17 protein-coding genes and 1 pseudogene are annotated in these 18,686 nt (G+C 67.1%); 16 read left to right on the top strand and 2 right to left on the bottom strand.

What is annotated here, in order from left to right:
- The first annotated feature begins 2 nt into the window (after positions 1 to 2).
- From ACR65J_RS02205 to ACR65J_RS02225, 5 genes are read left to right on the top strand one after another with little or no spacing between them, the layout of a single operon-like run.
- Positions 3 to 1,166, top strand: coding sequence for an acyl-CoA dehydrogenase family protein (locus ACR65J_RS02205; RefSeq protein ID WP_440165643.1), 1,164 nt, complete (start codon positions 3 to 5; stop codon positions 1,164 to 1,166).
- Between the two features lie 20 nt (positions 1,167 to 1,186).
- Entirely contained in the window at positions 1,187 to 1,951 is a 765-nt protein-coding gene (locus tag ACR65J_RS02210) for a CoA transferase subunit A (RefSeq protein ID WP_440165854.1), read from the top strand.
- Complete coding sequence (locus ACR65J_RS02215; protein WP_440165644.1) at positions 1,948 to 2,730, top strand: CoA transferase subunit B; 783 nt, start codon at positions 1,948 to 1,950, stop codon at positions 2,728 to 2,730. Before ACR65J_RS02210 ends, ACR65J_RS02215 begins: the two co-directional genes overlap by 4 nt.
- Positions 2,727 to 3,278, top strand: coding sequence for a MaoC family dehydratase (locus ACR65J_RS02220; protein ID WP_440165645.1), 552 nt, complete (start codon positions 2,727 to 2,729; stop codon positions 3,276 to 3,278). The genes ACR65J_RS02215 and ACR65J_RS02220 overlap by 4 nt, the downstream gene beginning before the upstream one ends.
- 4 nt (positions 3,279 to 3,282) lie before the next feature.
- Entirely contained in the window at positions 3,283 to 4,122 is an 840-nt protein-coding gene (locus tag ACR65J_RS02225) for an HpcH/HpaI aldolase/citrate lyase family protein (protein ID WP_440165647.1), read from the top strand.
- Here the strand turns inward: ACR65J_RS02225 and ACR65J_RS02230 are convergent, their stop codons facing one another.
- Positions 4,123 to 5,592 carry a lipase maturation factor family protein gene (locus tag ACR65J_RS02230; protein WP_440165649.1) on the bottom strand — a complete coding sequence of 490 codons (1,470 nt, stop codon included), beginning with the start codon at positions 5,590 to 5,592 and terminating at the stop codon, positions 4,123 to 4,125. It lies immediately after the preceding gene.
- 129 nt (positions 5,593 to 5,721) lie between these two features.
- On the opposite strand from ACR65J_RS02230, the gene dxr reads away from it, so the two are divergent.
- The 11 genes and pseudogenes from dxr (at position 5,722) to ACR65J_RS02285 (ending at position 17,560) form a co-directional block, all read left to right on the top strand.
- Positions 5,722 to 6,906 (top strand): 1-deoxy-D-xylulose-5-phosphate reductoisomerase, encoded by a 1,185-nt coding sequence (gene dxr / locus ACR65J_RS02235; protein WP_440165651.1) that lies wholly within the window; start codon positions 5,722 to 5,724, stop codon positions 6,904 to 6,906.
- Positions 6,907 to 6,923: 17 nt separating this feature from the next.
- The gene (locus tag ACR65J_RS02240) at positions 6,924 to 8,255 is read left to right on the top strand and encodes a M50 family metallopeptidase (protein WP_440165653.1); all 1,332 of its coding nucleotides are present in this window, start codon (positions 6,924 to 6,926) and stop codon (positions 8,253 to 8,255) included.
- A gap of 93 nt (positions 8,256 to 8,348) precedes the next feature.
- Positions 8,349 to 9,029, top strand: a pseudogene (locus ACR65J_RS02245) (MarR family transcriptional regulator); the annotation flags it as partial.
- A gap of 164 nt (positions 9,030 to 9,193) precedes the next feature.
- Positions 9,194 to 9,781, top strand: a complete 588-nt coding sequence (locus tag ACR65J_RS02250; RefSeq protein ID WP_440165655.1) for a hypothetical protein — start codon at positions 9,194 to 9,196, stop codon at positions 9,779 to 9,781.
- Between the two features lie 155 nt (positions 9,782 to 9,936).
- The gene (locus tag ACR65J_RS02255) at positions 9,937 to 10,230 is read left to right on the top strand and encodes a YciI family protein (protein WP_224025578.1); all 294 of its coding nucleotides are present in this window, start codon (positions 9,937 to 9,939) and stop codon (positions 10,228 to 10,230) included.
- Between the two features lie 33 nt (positions 10,231 to 10,263).
- Entirely contained in the window at positions 10,264 to 11,430 is a 1,167-nt protein-coding gene (gene ispG, locus ACR65J_RS02260; protein ID WP_141161002.1) for a flavodoxin-dependent (E)-4-hydroxy-3-methylbut-2-enyl-diphosphate synthase, read from the top strand.
- Positions 11,393 to 12,283 (top strand): GNAT family N-acetyltransferase, encoded by an 891-nt coding sequence (locus tag ACR65J_RS02265; RefSeq protein ID WP_440165856.1) that lies wholly within the window; start codon positions 11,393 to 11,395, stop codon positions 12,281 to 12,283. The genes ispG and ACR65J_RS02265 overlap by 38 nt, the downstream gene beginning before the upstream one ends.
- A gap of 81 nt (positions 12,284 to 12,364) precedes the next feature.
- On the top strand, positions 12,365 to 13,105 hold the full coding sequence (locus ACR65J_RS02270) for a hypothetical protein (protein WP_440165657.1): 741 nt from the start codon (positions 12,365 to 12,367) through the stop codon (positions 13,103 to 13,105).
- Between the two features lie 417 nt (positions 13,106 to 13,522).
- A complete protein-coding gene (locus tag ACR65J_RS02275; RefSeq protein WP_440165659.1) occupies positions 13,523 to 15,334 on the top strand; it encodes a proline--tRNA ligase in 1,812 nt (603 codons plus the stop codon).
- Positions 15,331 to 16,125, top strand: a complete 795-nt coding sequence (locus ACR65J_RS02280) for a sulfite exporter TauE/SafE family protein (RefSeq protein WP_440165660.1) — start codon at positions 15,331 to 15,333, stop codon at positions 16,123 to 16,125. Before ACR65J_RS02275 ends, ACR65J_RS02280 begins: the two co-directional genes overlap by 4 nt.
- A 43-nt stretch (positions 16,126 to 16,168) precedes the next feature.
- Positions 16,169 to 17,560 (top strand): pyridoxal phosphate-dependent decarboxylase family protein, encoded by a 1,392-nt coding sequence (locus tag ACR65J_RS02285; protein WP_440165662.1) that lies wholly within the window; start codon positions 16,169 to 16,171, stop codon positions 17,558 to 17,560.
- A 67-nt stretch (positions 17,561 to 17,627) separates the two neighbouring features.
- Here ACR65J_RS02285 and ACR65J_RS02290 read toward each other — a convergent pair whose 3' ends face one another.
- Positions 17,628 to 18,686, bottom strand: a complete 1,059-nt coding sequence (locus ACR65J_RS02290; protein WP_440165664.1) for an aminoglycoside phosphotransferase family protein — start codon at positions 18,684 to 18,686, stop codon at positions 17,628 to 17,630.

Genomic DNA, 18,686 nt, shown 5'->3' on the forward strand with positions numbered 1-18,686 from the left:
CCATGACCGGTTTTGAACTCACCGAGGAATACCAGGACCTCAGCGACACCGTGCGCGACTTCGCGGACAACGTGGTGGCCCCGGTCTCCGCCAAGCATGACGAAGAGCACAGCTTCCCCTATGAGGTGGTGAAGCAGATGGCGGAGATGGGCCTGTTCGGTCTGCCGTTCCCTGAGGAATACGGCGGCATGGGCGGGGACTACTTCGCCCTTGCGCTCGCGCTGGAGCAGCTGGGCCGGGTGGACCAGTCCGTCGCCATCACCCTGGAGGCCGGTGTGTCCCTGGGGGCCATGCCCGTGTACCGGTTCGGCACGGACGCGCAGAAGCAGGAATGGCTGCCCATGCTGGCGTCCGGCCAGGCGCTCGCCGGGTTCGGGCTCACCGAACCCGAGGCAGGATCGGACGCCGGCGGCACCAAGACCCATGCCCGGCGCGAGGACGGCCACTGGGTGATCAACGGCAACAAGGAGTTCATCACCAACTCCGGAACCGACATCACCCGGCTGGTCACCGTCACAGCGGTTACCGGGCAAAAGGAGCGCGCGGACGGAAGCCTCCAAAAAGAGATCTCCACCATCCTGGTGCCCACCGACACCCCGGGATTCAAGGCGGAAAAGCCCTACAACAAGGTGGGATGGAACGCCTCGGACACCCACCCGCTGACCCTGAAGGACGTCCGGGTGCCGGAGGAAAACCTGCTGGGGGCCGAAGGGCGTGGCTACGCGAACTTCCTGTCCATCCTGGACGAGGGCCGGATTGCGATTGCCGCCCTGGCCACCGGTGCCGCGCAGGGCTGCGTTGACCTGTCCGTCAAATACGCCCGCGAGCGCCGGGCGTTCGGGCACGAAATCGGCAAGTACCAGGCCATTTCCTTCAAGATCGCCCGGATGGAAGCGCGCGCCCACACGGCCCGCCTGGCCTACTACGACGCGGCCGGCCGGATGCTTGCCGGCAAGCCGTTCAAGACCCAGGCGGCCATCGCTAAGATGGTCGCAGGCGAGGCGGCCATGGACAATGCGCGGGATGCCACCCAGGTATTCGGCGGCTATGGCTTCATCAACGAGTTCACCGTGGCACGCCACTACCGCGACTCCAAGATCCTTGAAGTGGGGGAGGGCACCACGGAGGTCCAGCTGATGCTGATCGCCCGCGAACTGGGACTTTAGCCGGCCCGAAAGGATCAATGATGATTGACAAGGTTGTTGCCAGTGCGGACCAAGCCGTCGCGGACATCCCCGACGGCGCCTCGCTGGCGGTTGGTGGGTTCGGGCTCTGCGGGATTCCGGTGGCCCTGATCGACGCTTTGCACAGGGCCGGCACGTCAGGGCTGGAGACCGTCAGCAACAACTGCGGCGTGGACGACTGGGGCCTTGGCATCCTGCTCCGGGCCGGGCGCATCCGGCGGACCATCAGCTCCTACGTGGGAGAAAACAAGGAGTTCGCCCGCCAGTACCTTGCCGGTGAACTTGAGGTGGTGCTCACCCCGCAGGGCACGCTGGCTGAGAAGCTGCGGGCAGGCGGAGCAGGGATCCCGGCGTTCTACACCAAGGCAGGGGTTGGCACGCAGGTGTCCGACGGCGGCCTGCCGCAGAAGTACGACGCCAACGGCGGGATCGCGGTTGCCTCCGCCCCGAAGGAGGTGCGCTCCTTCGGGGGAGTGGACTACGTCCTGGAAGAGTCGCTCACGCCGGACTTTGGGCTGGTGCACGCGTGGAAGGGCGACCGGCACGGCAACCTGGTCTTCCACGCCACGGCCATGAACTTCAACCCGCTGTGCGCCATGGCGGGTCGGATCACCATCGCTGAGGTGGAGGAACTCGTGGAGCCCGGCGAACTGGACCCCGAACACATCCATACCCCCGGCATCTTCGTCCAGCGGGTGGTCCTGGCGCAGAACGGCGAGAAACGGATCGAAAAGCGGACGGTGGCACTCAACCAGGCAGGAGCATGACCATGGATCCCAACAGCCCCGAAGCGCCCCGGCCTGAAGCCGTGCGCCCGGAATACCGGCGGTCCGCTTCCCAGCGGCATGCCGGACCCGGCGACTCCACATCTGCGGCGGACACCAAGGGCTGGACGCGCAACGAGCTCGCCGCCCGCGTGGCCAAAGAACTCCGCAACGGCCAGTACGTGAACCTGGGCATCGGGATGCCCACCCTGATCCCCAACTACATTCCGGCAGGCGTGGAAGTTGTGCTGCACTCGGAAAACGGGATCCTCGGCGTCGGGCCCTACCCGGCAGAGGACGCCATCGATCCGGACCTGATCAACGCCGGCAAGGAGACGGTGACCGTCAACAGGGGAGCAGCCTTCTTCGACTCGGCAACGTCCTTCGGCATGATCCGCGGCGGCCACGTGGACGTGGCCGTCCTGGGCGCCATGGAGGTGGCCGCCAACGGGGACCTGGCCAACTGGATGATCCCGGGAAAGATGGTCAAGGGAATGGGCGGGGCCATGGACCTGGTGTTCGGGGCCAAGCGGGTGATCGTGATGATGGAGCACGTCGACCGCAACGGCAACCCCAAGATTGTCCAGGAATGCACGCTCCCGCTGACCGGAAAGGGCTGCGTGGACCGGATCATCACCGACCTGGCCGTCATCGACGTCGTCAAGGATGGCGGCACCTCTCGGCTGGTCCTGAGCGAACTGGCCCCCAACGTCTCCGTGGAGGACGTGGTGGCCGCCACCGGCGCGGACCTGTTCGAGGAAGACCGGGAACTCACCGTATGACCGGCGGCAACCCCACGGACAGCAACCCCAAGGACGACGGCGGCCGGCGCGTCGCCGAGCAGCGCGGGCTGTACTTCGACGAGCTGGAGGAGGGCCTGGTGTATGCGCACCGTCCCGGCAGGACGGTGACGGAAACGGACAACGTCCTGTTCAGCACCCTGACCATGAACACCCAGGCGCTGCACCTGGACGCGGCCTGGAGCGCCGGGCAGCCTTTTGGGCAGCGGCTGATGAACTCCATGTTCACCCTGGCCACCATGGTGGGCCAGTCCGTCACCCAGCTGACCCAGGGGACCATCATCGCCCAGCTGGGCCTGACGGATGTTTCCTTCCCGCATCCGCTGTACCACGGGGACACGCTGTACACGGAGACGGTCATCACCGGCAGGAGGCTTTCGGCCTCGCGCCCGGGCCAGGGCATCGTCACCATGGAGCACACCGGCCGCAACCAGGCAGGCACCGTGGTGGCACGGGCCACCCGCAGCTGCCTGATGTGGACCCGGGAGGCGCATATGGAAGCGCAGAGCGGCCAAAAGATCGGAGAATAGCGTTATGACCTTTGTGATGGGCCCTGCCCTGCTCTTCTGCCCCGCCGACCGTCCCGAACGCTACCAGAAGGCCGCCGCACGGGCGGATGCCGTCATCCTGGACCTCGAAGACGCGGTGGCGCCCGGGGACAAGCAGCGGGCCCGCGGCGCCATCCTGGCCCAGTTGGGAACCACCGGCGTTGAACCGGAGCTTGAACCCAGCTGCACCATAGTCAGGGTCAACCCCGCGGGCACGGAGGACTTCGAAAAAGACCTGCACTGCCTGGCCCATACCCCCTACCGCACCGTGATGCTGGCCAAGGCGGAATCGGCCGACCAGCTCAAGGCGCTGGAGGGCTACCAGGTGATCGCGCTGTGCGAAACAGCCCTGGGCGTGCTCAACGCGCCGGCCATCGCCGCCGCCCCCAACGTGGTGGGCCTGATGTGGGGGGCCGAGGACCTGCTGGCCAGCCTGGGCGGTACGTCCAGCCGGAAAGACGACGGCGGCTACCGGGCAGTTGCGCTGCACGCCCGTTCGTCAGTGCTGCTGGCAGCGCGGGCGCACGGCAAGGAAGCGGTGGACGCCGTGTACACCCACATCCCCGACCTCGACGGGCTGGCGGCCGAAGCAGCCGACGCCGTGGCCACAGGCTTCAGCTCCAAGGCGTGCATCCATCCCAGCCAGGCAGCCGTGGTCCGGAAGGCCTATGCGCCCTCGGCCGACGAGGTGGCCGCAGCCACAGCCCTGCTGGATGCTGCAGCCTCGGCCGGGTCCGGGGTCTTCAAATACCAGGGAAAAATGATCGACGGCCCCATCCTCAAGCACGCCCAGGAGATCGTCCGCCGCGCCGCCGTGGAGGCATAACTACCGCTGCCGCCCCTTCGGCCGCCGGAGTGATGTGGCCGGGATCGGCTCCGACAGCAGTGTCCGCACCCAGCGGTTCCCTGTCTCCCGGAACTCCTTCCGGCTTGCGAAGCGGTAATGGAAGCTGCGCACGCGCACCCAGCGTGGCGCGGCGCCGTCGAACGGGTCCTTCCGGAGCAGCCGCAGCATCTGCCGGTCGGCCGCCAGCAGCTTGCCCAGGAACGCATAGAACCATTCCTCGTGCACGGTCCGCAGCGGCAGGAACCACATCAGCCAGTCCAGCCGCAGGTGGTACGGCGCCCACTGCCGCGGAATCCGGCGCACGTCCCCCGGTTTGCCCTTGAAGCCGTACTCGCGCCAGTTCGAACTGCCGTCGGGGTCCTCATCCAGCGTGCCCTCCACCACGATCTCGATGCGCTGCTTGGTCACGGTGCCGAACGCACCGTAGGCGTTGACCAGCTGCCACCGGTTGAAGCTGGCGTTCATCAGCTGGCGGCGGGAGAACAGGTTCCGGAGCGGCCAGTAGCTCAGCACCAGCAGCAGGAGGGACGCCGCCAGCGTGATGGCGAGCCACCACAGCGGGGTTTCCTGCCGGGCGCCTGTGGCGGCATTCCAGTCCGCGGGGATGGCGGGAATCACGGCATGCGCTACGGGGTCGCTGACCGCCGCGAACGCCAGCACGATCGCCATCCAGTTCAGCCAGGCGAAGTTGCCGCTGGCCACCAGCCACAACTGGGTCACCACCACCACCCCTGCCGCGGCGCTTGCCACCGGCTGCGGTGCGAACAGCAGGAACGGCACTACCAGCTGGGCGATGTGGTTGCCCACCACCTCGATGCGGTGCAGCGGCTTGGGCAGCAGGTGCGCCTGCCGGCTCAGCGGCCCTGGCATGGGCTGTGTTTCGTGGTGGTAGTACAGCGCCGTCAGGTCGCGCCACTCCCGGCCGCCGCGGATCTTGATCATTCCCGCCCCGAACTCCAGCCGGAACACCAGCCACACAACCAGGATCAGGATGGTCCGGGGCGGCTCCGTCTGGTTTGAGCCCAGGAAGCCTACGGTGAAGCCCGCCTCCAGGAGCAGCATTTCCCAGCCAAACCCGTAAAACGTCTGGCCCACATTCACAATGGACATGTACAGCAGCCACAGGGCCAGGAACGCAAGCAGGGGAACCCAGGGCGGACCCAGCTGCGGAATCCCTGCCACGAGCAGCGCCGCCACCACCAGGCCAACGGCGCAGACGGCGCGCAGCAGCCTGTCTGAGTACCGCCAGCGGAACAGGGTGGGCCGGCGGAAACGGGAGAACGCAGCAAGGAACCCGGGCACCGGGAGGAGGCCGTGTTCGCCGAGAAGGGCGGGAAACTGGTTCAGCGTGGACAGGAACGCGACAAAATACAGTGCCGCCACGCCCCGCTGCAGCACCTGCCGGGCGAACTCGTACTCCGGCGCATCAAACCACGTGAGCCAGTCCACGCGTTCCACGTTACGCCCGGCCACCCGCCGGTCAAGGGTCCAACAGCAGGCCAGGACTGGGCGGGTGCGACGACGGCCCAGCCGGCCGGGCGCGCACGGACGCCCTGGAGGGTGCGGGATACTTAACCCATGCAGCCACGCAGAATCGTCCTCCTCGGATCCACCGGTTCCATCGGCACCCAGGCGATTGACGTCGTCGACGGCGCCCCTCACCTGTTCGAGGTAGTGGCACTGTCCGCCGGGGGCGGCAACCTGGAACTCCTGGCCCGGCAGGCGGTCCACACCGGCGCCGCTGCGGTGGGGATTGCCGGCGGCGATCCTGCCCGGCTGGCTGCGCTGATCGATGACGCTGCTGCTGCGGCGGGCCGCCCGGGGTACCGGCCGGAGATCGTGGCGGGCCCGGACGCCTCCGCCCGCATCGCCGCGGTTGAGGCGGATGTGGTGCTCAACGGCATTACCGGATCCATAGGGTTGGCGCCCACGCTCGCGGCCCTCAAGTCCGGCGCCACCCTGGCCCTTGCCAACAAGGAGTCCCTGATCGTGGGCGGCAGCCTGGTCAAGGCCGCTGCCCGCGAGGGCCAGATCGTCCCCGTCGATTCGGAGCACTCGGCCATTGCCCAGTGCCTTCGCTCCGGCACTCCCCGCGAGGTGGACAAGCTCATCCTCACTGCTTCAGGGGGACCCTTCAGGGGCAGGAGCCGGGAGGAACTCCATGCCGTCACCCCCCGGGAAGCCCTGGCCCACCCCACCTGGGACATGGGCGTGATGGTCACCACCAACTCGGCCACCCTGGTGAACAAGGGCCTGGAGGTCATCGAGGCGCACCTGCTGTTCGACATTCCCCTGGATCGGATCGACGTCGTGGTGCACCCCCAGTCCGTGGTCCATTCCATGGTCCAGTTCGTGGACGGCTCCACCATCGCCCAGGCCTCCCCGCCGGACATGCGCCTGCCCATCGCCCTGGGGCTCGGCTGGCCGGCCCGTGTCCCCAACGCCGCCAGCCCGTGCGACTGGACGCAGGCCGCCACATGGACCTTCGAGCCGCTGGATACGGACGCCTTCCCCGCCGTCGGGCTGGCCAAGGACGCCGCGAAGCAGGGGAGCACCTTCCCCGCTGTCTTCAATGCGGCCAACGAGGAAGCGGTGACGGCGTTCCATGCCGGCCGCATCCGGTTCACCGATATCGTCGATACTGTGGACAGCGTGCTCAGCGAACACTCAGGTTCCTCCGGGCTGACGGTGGAATCGGTGCTGGATGCTGAAAGCTGGGCACGCGCCCGCGCCCACGAACGTTTAGCAGTCAGCAGTCTCTAGGAAGCAGCAGCACCTCCATGACCCCTGTCCTACTTTTCATCCTCGGCGTCGTCTTCGTCGCCCTGGGCATCGCCGTGTCCATTGCGCTCCACGAGGTGGGCCACCTGGTGCCGGCCAAGCTGTTCAAGGTCCGCGTGACCAAGTACATGATCGGGTTCGGGCCGACGCTGTGGTCACGCCGGAAGGGCGAAACCGAATACGGCGTGAAGGCCGTCCCGCTGGGCGGCTACGTCTCCATGATCGGCATGTACCCGCCCAACAAGGAGGACGGCTCGGTCCGGCCTTCCAGCACCGGCATGTTCCAGACGCTGGCCACCGAGGCGCGCTCCATGGCGCACGAGGAAGTAGGGCCCGGCGACGAAAACCGGGTCTTCTACCGGCTGCCGGTCTGGAAAAAGGTCATCGTGATGCTGGGTGGCCCGGCCATGAACATGATCCTGGGCGTCCTGCTCACCGCCGTACTGCTGATGGGTTTCGGCGTTGCCACGGCCACCACCACCATTTCCGACGTGTCCAAGTGCCAGGTGGCCGCGGGACAAACGGTCGATCCCGATTCCGCCGACTGCCAGCTGACGCCTGCCGCCGCTGCCGGGCTGAAGCCCAATGACACCATCACCTCCTTCGACGGCAAACCCGTCACCCGCTGGGACCAGTTGACCGAATGGATCCGCGCGTCCGCCGGCAAGCAAGTCGCCATTACTGTGCAGCGGGACGGCAACCCCGTGTCCACCACCGTGACCCCCGTCCTGTCGGCCCGGCCGGTCATGGGAGCCGACGGACGGCAGGCAACCGACGCCGCCGGCAACCTGCAGTACCAGGACGTCGGATTCCTTGGCATCGGCGCCCAGACGGCGCTGGTGCCGCAGCCGGCGCCGTCCGTCCTGCCCATGGCGGGGGAGAACATCCGCCAGGTGGCCGGCGTTGTCTTGAACCTGCCTGCCCGCGTGGTGGGGGTGGCCAAGGCCGCATTCAGCGAAGAGCCACGCGACCCCAACGGCCCCATCAGTGTGGTGGGCGTGGGCAGGGTCGCAGGTGAAGTGGCAGCCATGGAGGCCATACCGCTGCAGTCCCGGGTGGCAACCCTCGTTGGCCTGCTGGCCGGCCTGAACTTCGCACTTGCCGTGTTCAACCTGGTCCCGCTCCTGCCGCTGGACGGCGGCCACGTTGCAGGCGCCCTGTATGAGGGCGCACGGCGGAGGGTGGCAAAACTGCGCGGACGGCCGGATCCCGGCGCCTTCGACATCGCCAAACTGCTTCCCGTCACCTACGTGGTGGCGGCGCTGTTGATGGGCATGAGCGCGTTGTTGATCTACGCGGACATTGTTAAGCCCGTCAACCTCTTTGGCTAACCGCATTCCTGCCTGCTCGTCCCGTAATGGTTGACTTTAAAAAATCAGCCAGATCTGATTGATTGCATGCAATCAGCCATCTATGGTTGAGGTATGTTCGTCATGACCATCGACCAGCGCGGGAGCACTGGCAGCCGGGACCTGGTACCGGTACTGCTCGAAGACCTTGCGGGCCTTGAACTTCCTGGAACGGACCAGCCTCTGTTCGAACGCTCCGTAGGGGATGAAATCCAGGGAGTCGTGCAGGACGCTTCCGCCGTGGTGGAGATTGCCCTGCATGCGCTCCGCGGCGGACGCTGGTACGTCGGGATCGGCGTCGGAACCGTCTCCCTGCCGCCGGATGCCAGCCCCCGGGAAGGCACCGGCACCGCCTTTGTTGCCGCCCGAAAGGCCGTGGAGCTTGCCAAGGGCGCAGGTTCCCAGGTGCCGTTGTCAGTGGTGCCCGGCATCATGGCAGGGGAAGCGGCCGGGGGTGCCGCTGCCGGAGAGGGGGTGCAGGCATGTGCCAATGCGGAGGCGGTACTCAGGCTGCTCGGCCGGCTTGTCCAGGACCGCACGGAAGCCCAGTGGCGGGTGGTGGATGCCCTGCGCCGCACGGGTGCGCGTGGCCAGGGCCAGGGCCGGCATGGAAGCCAGAAGCACGTGGCGCTTGAACTCGGAATTTCGGAGCAGTCGGTGAGCCGTACCGTGCTTCGCTCCGGGTGGCAGGAAGAATGGGCAGCCAGGCCGGCTGCTTCCATGCTCCTGGGTTTTGCAGACTCCAGGGTTGGCCAAGCGGAAAAGGATGTCAGTGCGCGCCAAGATGTCCCCGCGCAAAAGAATGTCCCTGCCCAGCAAGATGTCCCCGCGCAAAAGAATGTCCCTGCCCAGCAGGATGCCGCGGCCCAGGGGGAGCCTGTGGGCCGCATTAAGCCTGCGGACCGGAATGAAGGAGACGCGTGACCGCACTTTGGGTGGCAGTGGCTTTGGTGGTGGCCGGCTTTGCCGGCTGGCCGGTCACTGCGCTGGTCTTCAAGCTTGCCCGGACCATCGATGACAGGGCGGATGCCGCCAAGGCTGCAGAGGAAGCGCTCAGGGGGGAGGAGGACCCGGCGGCTGACGTCACTGTGGACAACCCTTCCGCAGGATTGCCGGGACCGGACGGGGCAATGGTCCCGCCGGCGGCAGCTGACCCGGATCCTGACGCTGCCGGCGTCGCAGGCAACCAAGCGGTGGACGGTGAGTTGACCGCCCCTCCCGGCCGGCCGGCGTCGAACGGGTCCGCGGCCGGACCTGCACTGCCAAGCCAGCGCATCCTGCGCGGCGGGGCCATCATCGGCGTGCTGGAGCGGCTGGGAGTGTGCCTTGCCATCCTTACCGGCCAACCCGTCGCCATTGCCTACATCGTGGCCATCAAAGGCCTGGGCAGGTTCGCCGAGTTGAAGGAGACGCCTGTTGCCGCCGAACGTTTCATCATCGGGACCCTTACCTCCATGCTTTGGGCAGCCGGAACCGCTGCCGCCGTCAAAGTCCTTTTCCTGCGCTGAACCGAACCTTCCCCCTGTGCCCGTGCACCATCCGCCCGTGCACCATGCGGTGTGCGCCGGGACCCTTTCCTGCGCCGCGTCCAATTCGCCCGGCTCTTCTCCCCGGATGGGGGATGAAGACAGTACCTGGCCGGCCATGGCGATAGGGTAGCGGTATGACAGTTTTTGCCGTTGAGTACGTTTATGCCGCCAACTCCACCGAAACCCGCAATGAGGTCCGCCCCGCGCACCGGGAATGGACGGGCGGCCTGGCACAGGACAGTGTCATCGTGGCCAGCGGCCCTTACGGCGACGGCGCGGGTGCCCTGCTGATCTTCAAGGCGTCCGATGAAGGCGCCCTCAATTCGATCCTCAAGCAGGATCCTTTCGCCGAAGCCGGCGTGATCGCCGGAACCCGCATCACGGAATGGTCTCCGGTAACCGGCATGCTGGCCGGGATTGCCGCGTAGCCGCTTTTTACCCTTTCAACTCAAGGAGTCCACGTGACCTCGGTCAGCCTGGGAATGCCGTCAGCACCACCGCCCGTCCTTGCCCCCCGCCGCAAGACGCGCCAGATCAAAGTCGGCTCGGTAGGCGTAGGATCTGATTTCCCCATCAGCGTGCAGTCCATGACCACCACGCCCACCACGGACATCAACGCCACGCTGCAGCAAATCGCGGAACTCACGGCGTCGGGCTGCGACATTGTCCGCGTGGCCTGCCCGTCCGCTGACGATGCCGAGGCGCTGCCCATCATCGCCCGGAAATCCCAGATTCCGGTCATCGCGGACATCCACTTCCAGCCGAAGTACGTCTTCGCGGCCATCGAGGCAGGCTGTGCGGCAGTGCGGGTGAACCCCGGAAACATCCGCAAGTTCGATGACCAGGTCAAGGAGATCGCCGCCGCCGCCAAGGACCACGGCACCTCCATCCGCATCGGGGTCAACGCCGGCTCCCTGGAACCGGGCATCCTCAAGAAGTACGGCAAGGCCACCCCTGAAGCGCTGGTCGAATCAGCCGTCTGGGAAGCGTCCCTCTTTGAGGAGCACGGTTTCCATGACTTCAAGATCTCGGTGAAGCACAATGACCCCGTGGTCATGGTGGCCGCCTATGAAATGCTCGCCGAAAAGGGTGACTGGCCCCTGCACCTGGGCGTCACCGAAGCCGGGCCTGCCTTCCAGGGCACCATCAAGTCCGCGACGGCTTTCGGGGCACTCCTGTCCCGTGGCATCGGCGACACCATCCGCGTGTCCCTCTCCGCGCCGCCGGTGGAGGAGATCAAGGTGGGCAACCAGATCCTCCAGTCGCTGAACCTGCGGCCCCGCAAGCTGGAAATCGTTTCGTGCCCTTCCTGCGGCCGCGCCCAGGTGGACGTGTACACTCTGGCAGAACAGGTCACGGCCGGGCTGGAAGGGATGGAGATCCCGCTGCGCGTGGCCGTCATGGGCTGCGTGGTGAACGGTCCAGGCGAGGCACGCGAGGCGGACCTCGGCGTCGCCTCGGGCAACGGCAAGGGCCAGATCTTCGTTAAGGGCGAGGTCATCAAGACTGTTCCCGAGAGCGCAATTGTTGAGACACTGATCGAAGAGGCTATGCGTATCGCGGAAGAGATGGGGGAGGCCGATGGCGAAGATGCTGTCAAGGGTAGCCCCGTGGTTAGCGTCTCGTAAGGACGCCGCCGATCCTGCGGGGCTTTCTGTCCGTACCCTCGACGGCCAGGACACCCCCGCGCTGAGATTACTGGCCCAGCAGGACCCCGTAACCAACGTGTTCATCCTGGCGCACCTTCGTGCCACGGGGACGGCGGCGCCCACCAGCGGTGGGGCCGGCGTCATCGGGGTTTTCGACGACGGCATCCTTGCCGGTGCGTGCTGGGCCGGAGCCAACCTGGTTCCGGTCCAGCTCGATCCGGCCCTGGCACCCTTGGTAGCAGCGGTCGCAAACAGCTCCGGGCGCCGGTACGCGTCCGCTTTCGGTCCGGCGGACCCCGTGCTGGCGCTCAATGCCGAACTCGCGGAGCTGGGCCACCGGGCCCACGAGGTCCGGGCGGACCAGCCCCTGATGGTCATCGACGGACCGCCCCTGGTGCAACCCAACCCCGGCCTGGCCCTGGGAAACCTCGCTGACTTCGACCGCATCCTGCCCGCCTGCGCCGCCATGTTCGAGGAGGAGGTAGGGTACTCGCCCTATCTTGGCGGCAGGGAGTTCTACAGCCGCCGCGTTGAGGGCCTCATCAGGCAGGGACACTCCATGGTCCACCTCAACGACGCAGGGGAGGTGGTGTTCAAGGCTGAGCTTGGAGCGGTCACGGACGACGTCACCCAGGTCCAGGGTGTCTGGATGAACCCGCTCTTCCGGGGCCAGGGGTTGAGCGCCGGCTATATGTCGGCAGTAGTGGAAAAGGCCCGGCAGATTGCACCGGTGACCAGCCTCTACGTCAACGGATTCAACACCAGGGCCAGGTCCACCTATGAACGCGTAGGCTTCCGCCAGGTTGGCACCTTCGCTACAGTTCTCTTCTAGCCGGCGGTTGCCGGCAGCAAGCAGAATATTGGGGGAAAATTGAAGACGTCCGTGCTGGGAACTTTCGGGGCTTGCGCCCTTATGGCCGTAGCAGTTTCTGCCTGTGGGGGAGCATCCGGGCCACAAGCCGCGGACTCCACACCTCCTGCGTCCGCGGGCTCCGCAACAACTGTTTCCGCCGCCGCCACGCCGACCCCCACACCGGCTGCCACACCCAGCGCCACGCCGAGCGCCAAGGCCTACACCGCCGACCAACTTGCCGCCATCGTGGGCCAGGTGCGGGACTCGGCCGACCGGAGGCTGTCCGTCCTGCCCAGCGCCGATTTGGCAAGCTCCCTGGAGCAGGCCAAGGCGGCAATCGCATCGATGCATGTTGCCCCGGCAGAGTGCCAGGACATGGCTGCTTCCAGCAATGTCTCAGCCTTTGAGGGCGCCGCGATGGCGGCAGGGCAGAGCATCGACACGGCGTCCGGTTCAATGTCGATCATGACTTTGGCAGCTGGCCTGGACGAATCCGTCCTGGCCACGATCGCAAGCCAGCTGGACCGGCTGGACGCGTGCGCCCACGTGACGATGACCGCGGCCGGTATGGAGTATGCAGTGACTTTGACCCCTGTTGAAGGCGCCGGCAGCGTCCCGAAGACGGTTGCCTACCGGACAGATACCAAGTCGCCGGATGGGAAGGTGCACTCGACAATCAAGGCCCAGGCGGTCCATCAGGGCGTGCTCATGACGGCGGTTGCCATAGGCGGGGAAAGCGAGGCTGACGCCGTCCGGCGGGCAGGTGCGCTCCTTGACTCCGCTGCCGCCCTGGTGAAGTAGCAACCGGCTGCTGAAGTAACCATCCCGGCTTGAAGCAACAACCGCGGGCAAATGCAGGCAAACGGATTCCCGAAAATAAAAACACTTGTCAAACGTGCGCACGATCACATAAGTTCGATCTAGCTGCGCTGGAAGTGGGGTGGGCGGTCTCACCAGTCCTCACCAGTACTAAGGCGATAACGGCGTTGAGCCACGCCCGGATGCGATGACCAGCCCTATTGGGGGGCCAGGGGCTTTGTATTCCCGGGCGTGGCTCTACTGTGTCCGGACTGTGTCCGGCCACTGTGTTCCGGGGGTGCTCCCGGGCGTCTCCCGCCGCGGCCAGTCAGTGCCGCCGGTTGGGTGCCGGTAGATTAGTACCCAGACGAATTGTCCGGCCCTGCTGACCCAGCACTTCCCCAGAAACGGATACCACCCGTGGTCCTACGACTGTCCCAGCTTTTCCTGCGCACGCTGCGCGAAGACCCCGTCGATGCCGAGGTCGCCAGCCACAAACTCCTGGTCCGCGCCGGCTACATCCGCCGCGCCGCCCCGGGCATCTACACCTGGCTGCCGCTGGGGCTGAGCGTCCTGCGCAAGGTCGAGGAAATCATCCGCCAGGAAATGACTGCCATCGGCGCCCAGGAAGTCCATTTCCCAGCCCTCCTGCCCCGCGAGCCTTACGAGGCCACCAACCGCTGGACCGAGTATGGCGAGGGCCTGTTCCGGCTCCAGGACCGCAAGGGCGCCGACTACCTGCTGGCCCCCACGCACGAGGAAATGTTCACCCTCCTGGTCAAGGACCTGTACTCGTCCTACAAGGACCTGCCGCTGAGCCTGTACCAGATCCAGAACAAGTACCGTGACGAGGCCCGTCCCCGCGCGGGACTCCTCCGCGGCCGTGAGTTCATCATGAAGGATTCCTACTCCTTCGACGTGGACGACGCCGGCCTGGATGCCAGCTACGCCGCGCACCGCGCCGCCTACCTGAAGATCTTCGAACGCCTGGGCCTCGAGGTTGTGCCGGTGGCGGCCACCGCCGGTGCCATGGGCGGGTCAAGGAGCGAGGAATTCCTGTTCCCCACCGAGATCGGCGAGGACACCTTCGTCCGCTCCGCAGGCGGCTACGCGGCCAACGTGGAGGCTGTCACCACGGTGGTCCCCGATCCGGTTGACTTCACCAATGCCCCGGCCGCGGAAGTCCTGGACACCCCGGACACACCCACCATCGAGACCCTTGTTGCTGCGTCCAACCAGATTGCCCCGCGGGCAGAGGCCGACGGCGGCGCCTGGACTGCCGCTGACACGCTGAAGAACGTGGTCCTCGCCGTCACGCTGCCCACGGGTGAGCGGCAGCTTGTGGTCATCGGCCTTCCCGGTGACCGCGCGGTGGACCTCAAGCGCGTCGAAGCGAACATTGGCGCCTTCCTGCCCATGGCGGGGGAGATCGGACTCGAGCAGGCCGGCGAGGAGGACCTCAAGAAGCAGCCGCTGATCGTCAAGGGCTACCTGGGCCCGGGCCTCTCCCTGGACCAGGCCCTCCTCGGCGCCGAAAGCGCCACCAAGCTGCTGTACCTGGTGGACCCCCGCGTTGTCAGCGGAACCGCCTGGATCACCGGCGCCAATGAAGCCGGCAAGCACGTTTTCGGCCTGGTCGCCGGGCGCGACTTTGGCTGGGACGGCGTGATCGAGTGCACTGAGGTCCGCGCCGGCGATCCCTCCCCGGACGGCTCCGGACCCCTGGAAACCGCGCGCGGGATCGAGATGGGCCACATCTTCCAGCTCGGCCGCAAGTACGCCGAAGCCCTGGACCTCAAGGTGCTGGACCAGAACGGCAAGCAGGTGGTGGTCACCATGGGCTCCTACGGCGTGGGGGTTACCCGGGCCGTGGCGGCGCTGGCAGAGGCCAACCATGACGACCGCGGCCTTGTTTGGCCCCGCACCGTGGCCCCTGCAGACGTGCACGTCGTGGCCGTGGGCCGCGGCGAAGAGATTTTCCAGGCAGCGGAGAAACTCTCGGCAGACCTCGAAGCGGCAGGACTGTCAGTCATTTATGACGACCGCCCCAAGGTCTCTCCCGGTGTGAAGTTCGGCGACGCGGAACTGGTGGGCGTCCCCACCATCCTGGCAGTGGGCCGCGGGCTGGTGGACGGCGTGGTGGAGATCAAGGACCGCCGCAGCGGTGAAGCCGAGAACATCGAGGTGGACAAGGCCGTCGACTACGTGGTCAACGCCGTCCGCAACCAGTGATCTCCGGCTTCGAGTCGATCCAGCTCACCACCATCATCCTGATCGTGGTGGCTGGATTCGCAGCCGGCTGGGTTGACGCAGTGGTGGGCGGCGGAGGCCTTCTCCAGCTTCCCGCACTGCTGCTGGTTCCCGGCATCGCGCCCGTCCAGGCGCTGGCCACCAACAAGATGGGCTCCATCTTCGGGACCGCCACCAGCGCCGCCACCTACTACCGGAGGGTGGGCCCGGACCTCCGGACTGCCGTCCCCATGGCCGTCATAGCCCTGGCTGGCAGTTTCGGCGGGGCGAGCCTGGCGGCCACCCTGCCGGCAGGGGTCTTCAAGCCCATCATCGTGGTGGCGCTGGTCGCCGTCGCGCTTTTCACGGCACTCAAGCCCAGTGTCGGTGAACTGACGGCGCTGCGGCACGAAGGCCACCGGCACTACGTCGTCGCGTGCCTTATCGGTGCGGTGATCGGCTTCTACGACGGGCTCATCGGTCCTGGGACGGGATCCTTCCTGGTCATCGCCCTGGTGTCCGCCATGGGCTATGCGTTCCTGGAAGCGAGCGCCAAGGCCAAGATCGTCAACATGGCCACCAACGCCGGGGCCCTGCTGTTCTTCCTGCCGCACGGGTCCATTTTGTGGGGCATCGGCCTGGTGCTTGGGGCGGCGAACATGGCCGGAGGGTATCTTGGCGCCCGGACCGCCGTGCAGCAGGGCAGCAAGTTCGTCCGGGTGGTGTTCCTGGTGGTTGTCACAGCCCTGATCGTCAAACTCGGCTATGACGTCTGGCAGGAAAACTTCGCCTGAGCTGGTCCTCGTGACCCGGGCCCGCCCGGCGTAGCATGCAGGTATGGCACACGGCGATGAAGGGTTTGCCGCGGCATTGGCGGCCGCAGCGGGGTACTCGCAGGCGTGGCTGGACAGCCTCCCGGACCGCCCTGTAGGACCGGCCCGGAACGCCCGCGAACTCGCCAAAGTCTTCGGCGGACCGTTGCCGGAATCAGGAATGCCAGCCGTCGACGTCATCGACTTCCTGGCCAAACAGGCAGAGCCCGGCCTCATGGCCATGCCTTCGGGCAGGTTTTTCGGCTGGGTCATTGGCGGCACCCTTCCCGCCGCCCTGGCCTCCGACTGGCTGGTCAGCGCCTGGGACCAGAACGCGGGCCTCCGGTACGCAACCCCGGCCACCGGTGCCATCGAGGAAGCCGCAGGACAGTGGGTGCTCGATCTGCTGGGCCTGCCTCCCACAGCCGACGTCGGATTCGTCACCGGCGCCACCATGGCGAACTTCACCGGAATGGCCGCGGCCCGCTGGCGGTTGCTCACCGACGCAGGGTGGGACCTGGACCGCGACGGTCTGTCCGGCGCACCCCGGATCCGTTGCTTCGTGGGGCGGGAGCGGCATGACACCGTGGACCTTGGGCTGCGCTACCTGGGCCTTGGGAAGCCGGTGCAGGTTGACGCTGACGGCCAGGGCCGCCTTGTCCCCGCAGCACTCGACGCGGCCCTTGCAGACGGCACGGGCCCCGCTTTGGTGTGCCTCCAGGCCGGCAACCTGCACTCCGGTGCCTTCGACCCCTTCACCGAAGCCATCGCCGTCGCACGCAAACACGGCGCGTGGGTCCACATCGATGGTGCCTTCGGCCTGTGGGCTGCCGCGGCGCCGGAACTGCGGCACCTCACCCGCGGGTTTGAGGAGGCGGACTCCTGGGGCACGGACGCGCATAAAACCCTGAACGTGCCTTACGACTGCGGCATCGCCATCGTCCGGGATGCGTCGGCACTGCGGGCTGCTATGGGCCTGCATGCGAGCTATCTGGTGCACGACGCCGAAGGCCCGGGCGACCCCTTCGAAAAGGTCCCCGAGCTGTCCCGGCGCGCACGGGGTGTGCCGGTATGGGCGGCCCTGAAAAGCCTGGGCCGCGACGGCGTGGCCGCGCAAGTAGGTGGCCTGGCCGCGGCGGCAACGGCCATCGCGGAGGGGCTGGCAGCCTTGGACGGGGTGGAGGTCCTCAACGACGTTGGCTACACGCAGGTGTGCCTGGCTTTTGGGGACGACGACACTACCCGCGCTGTCACCGCCCGCATCATCGAGGAGGGAAAGGTGTGGATGTCCGGTTCGCACTGGCGGGACCGGGACATCCTCCGGGTATCGGTGAGCAACTGGCACACGGCGGGGGAAGATGTGGCCACGGCAGTTGACGCTGTCCGGTCCGCCCTGGCCGCGGTGCGGAACTCCTGACCCTTTTCCGCGCTGGAGCACGCAGTCCTGTGGCCGCGTCCGGTTGGCGCCCCCGGCCCTAGCCGCCCTATCCAGGTTCCCCCTGTCCAGGTTTCGGCAGCGAATGCGGATGCGGCAGGCCGTCCAGGGTGTTCCCGGCGAGGGTGCTGGCCACCCACAGCGACCGGGCCAGGTCACCCCGGTGGCCCTGCCCGGCGTACCACAGCGCATTTTCCACTTCCCTGGCGATCGCCCATTCCCGGGCCACCTCCGGGTCCAGGCCGGCGGCGGTGCTGAAGTCGTGGCAGCGGCTGAGGAGCGCAGGACCGGGCCGGTCCGCCGGCAGGTCTCCGAGGCGGTTCCACAGCAGCGGTGCAACCGCGAACTCGGGCTCGCCGATCATGGGCTGGGGGTCGATCGCTGCATAGCCGGCCGGTGTTGCCCCCGCCGTCCCGGGCCGCGCCAGGATGTTCAGGAAATGCAGGTCGGTGTGGACCAGGACGTCGCGGGCGGACCGGCGTCCCACCGCGCCCCGCGTCTGGCACACCTCCAGGGCCGCCTCCAACAGCCACCGGGGAAACGGCCGGCCCAGCTGTTCCCAGTCCGCGGGCAGGTCGTCGCTCCATTGTTCGGCCCGGGCGGCGATGTGGGTGAACTCCTGCCATTCCGGCCGCGGGTCCGGGACGAGTCCCAGCTGACGCACCAATCCGCCCCACACCTGCGCTGCGTCGTCCAGCGGCAGGTGCGCCAGTGACCGGTCGGCGGCGAGGCGCTCCAGGAGCATGGCGCACGATCCGCTGTCCCAGGCCAGCAGGACAACGGCGCCGCGGCCGTCCCAGAGTGCCAGCGCATGCCGCTCCACCTTGGCCTCGTCGTGGGGGAAAGCGATTTTGAGGGCTGCCGGCGAGCCATCGTCCTGCCGGACAGGGACCACGAGGGCGCCGTGGCCGCTCCAGGGGAAGCTGCGCGGTGGCAGGTCAACTTCCAGATGCCACTGCTCGAGGCGGTCCGCCAGCAGGCCCGGAAGACGGGCCAGCCAGGCCCGTCCCGCACTGCTGCGTGCGTACCGGGCAGCGAGGTCCGGGGGAATGGGAACGGCAGGTGACCCGGGAGCAGATACGGGACCCGGTGGCAAGATGCCGGGCAC

The organism is Arthrobacter sp. SAFR-044 (genome assembly GCF_059414985.1).

Excerpts from the sequence above, each read along its gene's own strand:
- dxr (WP_440165651.1), top strand. The coding sequence starts at position 5,722 with ATGCAGCCACGCAGAATCGTCCTCCTCGGATCCACCGGTTCCATCGGC.
- ACR65J_RS02210 (WP_440165854.1), top strand. The coding sequence starts at position 1,187 with ATGATTGACAAGGTTGTTGCCAGTGCGGACCAAGCCGTCGCGGACATC.
- ACR65J_RS02225 (WP_440165647.1), top strand. The coding sequence starts at position 3,283 with ATGACCTTTGTGATGGGCCCTGCCCTGCTCTTCTGCCCCGCCGACCGT.
- ACR65J_RS02270 (WP_440165657.1), top strand. The coding sequence starts at position 12,365 with ATGGCCGTAGCAGTTTCTGCCTGTGGGGGAGCATCCGGGCCACAAGCC.
- ACR65J_RS02240 (WP_440165653.1), top strand. The coding sequence starts at position 6,924 with ATGACCCCTGTCCTACTTTTCATCCTCGGCGTCGTCTTCGTCGCCCTG.
- ACR65J_RS02285 (WP_440165662.1), top strand. The coding sequence starts at position 16,169 with ATGGCACACGGCGATGAAGGGTTTGCCGCGGCATTGGCGGCCGCAGCG.
- ACR65J_RS02265 (WP_440165856.1), top strand. The coding sequence starts at position 11,393 with ATGCTGTCAAGGGTAGCCCCGTGGTTAGCGTCTCGTAAGGACGCCGCC.
- ACR65J_RS02205 (WP_440165643.1), top strand. The coding sequence starts at position 3 with ATGACCGGTTTTGAACTCACCGAGGAATACCAGGACCTCAGCGACACC.
- ACR65J_RS02215 (WP_440165644.1), top strand. The coding sequence starts at position 1,948 with ATGACCATGGATCCCAACAGCCCCGAAGCGCCCCGGCCTGAAGCCGTG.
- ACR65J_RS02255 (WP_224025578.1), top strand. The coding sequence starts at position 9,937 with ATGACAGTTTTTGCCGTTGAGTACGTTTATGCCGCCAACTCCACCGAA.
- ACR65J_RS02220 (WP_440165645.1), top strand. The coding sequence starts at position 2,727 with ATGACCGGCGGCAACCCCACGGACAGCAACCCCAAGGACGACGGCGGC.